The sequence below is a fragment of the Nostoc sp. CHAB 5836 genome (assembly GCF_020829445.1).
Classification (GTDB): domain Bacteria; phylum Cyanobacteriota; class Cyanobacteriia; order Cyanobacteriales; family Nostocaceae; genus Nostoc.
On record NZ_JAIVFV010000383.1, the window covers coordinates 1 to 2029 of the forward strand.

The following is a 2029-nucleotide window of genomic DNA, read 5'->3' on the forward strand; positions in this document are numbered from 1 at the left end:
CTTAGGCTTTAGGCGTTTAACTCAGTTGGACTCAGTTTGAAAAATAACTGGGGTAATTTATGATGCGTAGATTGTAAGTTCGCGTAAATCAAACGCGAACACTTCTTTTTTGTCCAAAGTCCAAAAGCAAACTTAGTTTTACCAACTCCACCGTCTGACGCTAGCAAAATGGTTGTGCTTTTAGGGATGAGTCCATTGATTAGCCATTCTCGGACTGTAGAGCCTGCTAACTCTCTTAACTCGTCATAAGTAAGCAAGTTGCTGCATTGAGCAACCAGTGCTTTTAAATAAAACTGTTCCAAGAATCCCATTGAAAGGTGATGGTTATCTGCTAGTTTTTTTAACTTCAGAAGTCTTAAAGATGGTTGAGCGCAAGTTGTATAAATAGTTGTCAACTCTGACAGTAATCTATCGTGTAACCATTGCTCGTGTTCATCTTTAGTTGGAGCAATTGGTGTCTCAATAATTGCTCTAGTTCTCTCCGTGATATCCGCAAATAAATCAGGTAATTCGCGCTGGGTTTCATACCCCAAATTATTAATTTCATTACCCAATTCAATTAACTGTCTACCAACAGATGCTCTAATCACCAAGTCAGCCATAGCGTCTATATTGACTGTGCTAACGTTCCATTTTAGTACGGAAGCAAGCTTGTTCTGACCGCCAATTCTGGCAAGAATACCGTGGTTTCTTAGGAAGCTAGTAACACTCAACAAGTCATTCGGTTTACCCTTGTCACAAAGTCCTAAGCAGGCTTTGTAAATGTCTCTATGGGCACTGATATAAAAATGCTCAGGCTTCAGTCGGTCTTTGATCCGGTAAATAGCATTTGGGTCATCTAATATACCACCAATGATTGTTTCTTCTGCTTCTATTTCGCATGGTGGTAATTTATCTGAATTATCCTTGAAGTCAACTTGCTGTTGGGGGAATGGATAGATACCTTGTGTCATTTCTCTACCCCCAAGAATGTGTTAGAATGGCTTTTAATGACGGCATTAAAAGCTGTCTGAATTACTGGATTGTTTCTAGTTTTCCTGTTATTATTCATTGATATTTTTGATTTGAAAAGACTTGCACTCGCTAATTAACTATTGGCGAGTGCTTTTTTTTGGCTCGTGGCGATGCCTGCGGCGGCAAGCTACGCACTCCGGTTTTAAGTGAGCCGATATCGCCACGAATAAAGCCGTCTACCCAAATAGGTAAACGGCTTTATTCTTGATGCTCAGGTTTTTCAGCAGAGACTAAATCGTATATCTCTTGCTTCAGTTCTTGAACTGCTTTCTTGAAAACTTCCTTGTGCTTCTTGGTTTCAAAAAGGCGAACTTCTAAGTACTGCTGCTGTTCGTCAATGTAATGAAAATAAGCGTCCTCGATAAATTCGAGACGCTCTAAGACTTTGCCAAAAGTAGGTTCTCCTCGTTTGCTGATTGTCCTAACGAAATCCTCCCCTGAGCGATATGTCGCAATAGATCCGATCTGGTCATACCCATTGATTGCGCTATTACATCCATGCTCGACCAGTCTTGCGGACTCATCCTTACATTGACTGTCTTCTCGTCTCCTACTAATTTTTTCGGTCTTGCCATTATTTTGAGTCACTTGAAAGATAGCCTCATTTTATCTTTGCAAAACTTGTTTTGTATAGACAAAACCCTTGACAGGTTTTGTCTTTGCATTATACTAGCATTAGTTTAGCAAAGACAGAACTTTGCAACACAACATCGCTCCCCAACGCCTAACCCTTTGCGTTGCAACCGGAGCAAGCACCCGCGCCTTGACCTTGCGCGGAAACACCCTATACCTGATCCGCCTTTACCCGTAAGTCGTAGCGTCGCAGGGTTGGCAGTTCCCAGTAAAAAGCCGATCGCCTCCCAAAGACGATCGCAAAAATCAAACCTTACCTGAAAGGAAATTAAATGACCAACAGCTTAACAGACATAGAACCAACTGACATCATCACCCACATCGAGCAGAACTTTAACCGCACCCAGGCGATCGGGTTAAATTGCCTAATCTTTCTAGCGCT

General features: G+C 41.7%; 2 protein-coding genes. Both read right to left on the minus strand.

Translation table 11 applies throughout. The features are described 5' to 3' along the window. Positions 1–8: 8 nt before the first annotated feature. Complete coding sequence (locus LC605_RS32685; protein ID WP_229551503.1) at positions 9–953, minus strand: DnaB-like helicase N-terminal domain-containing protein; 945 nt, start codon at positions 951–953, stop codon at positions 9–11. Between the two features lie 259 nt (positions 954–1212). Beyond that, positions 1213–1602, minus strand: coding sequence for a hypothetical protein (locus LC605_RS32690; protein WP_229551504.1), 390 nt, complete (start codon positions 1600–1602; stop codon positions 1213–1215). Between the last annotated feature and the right edge of the window lie 427 nt (positions 1603–2029).

Bases quoted from the DNA above. Each gene is read 5' to 3' on its own strand.
- LC605_RS32685 (WP_229551503.1), bottom strand. From the start codon at position 953: ATGACACAAGGTATCTATCCATTCCCCCAACAGCAAGTTGACTTCAAG.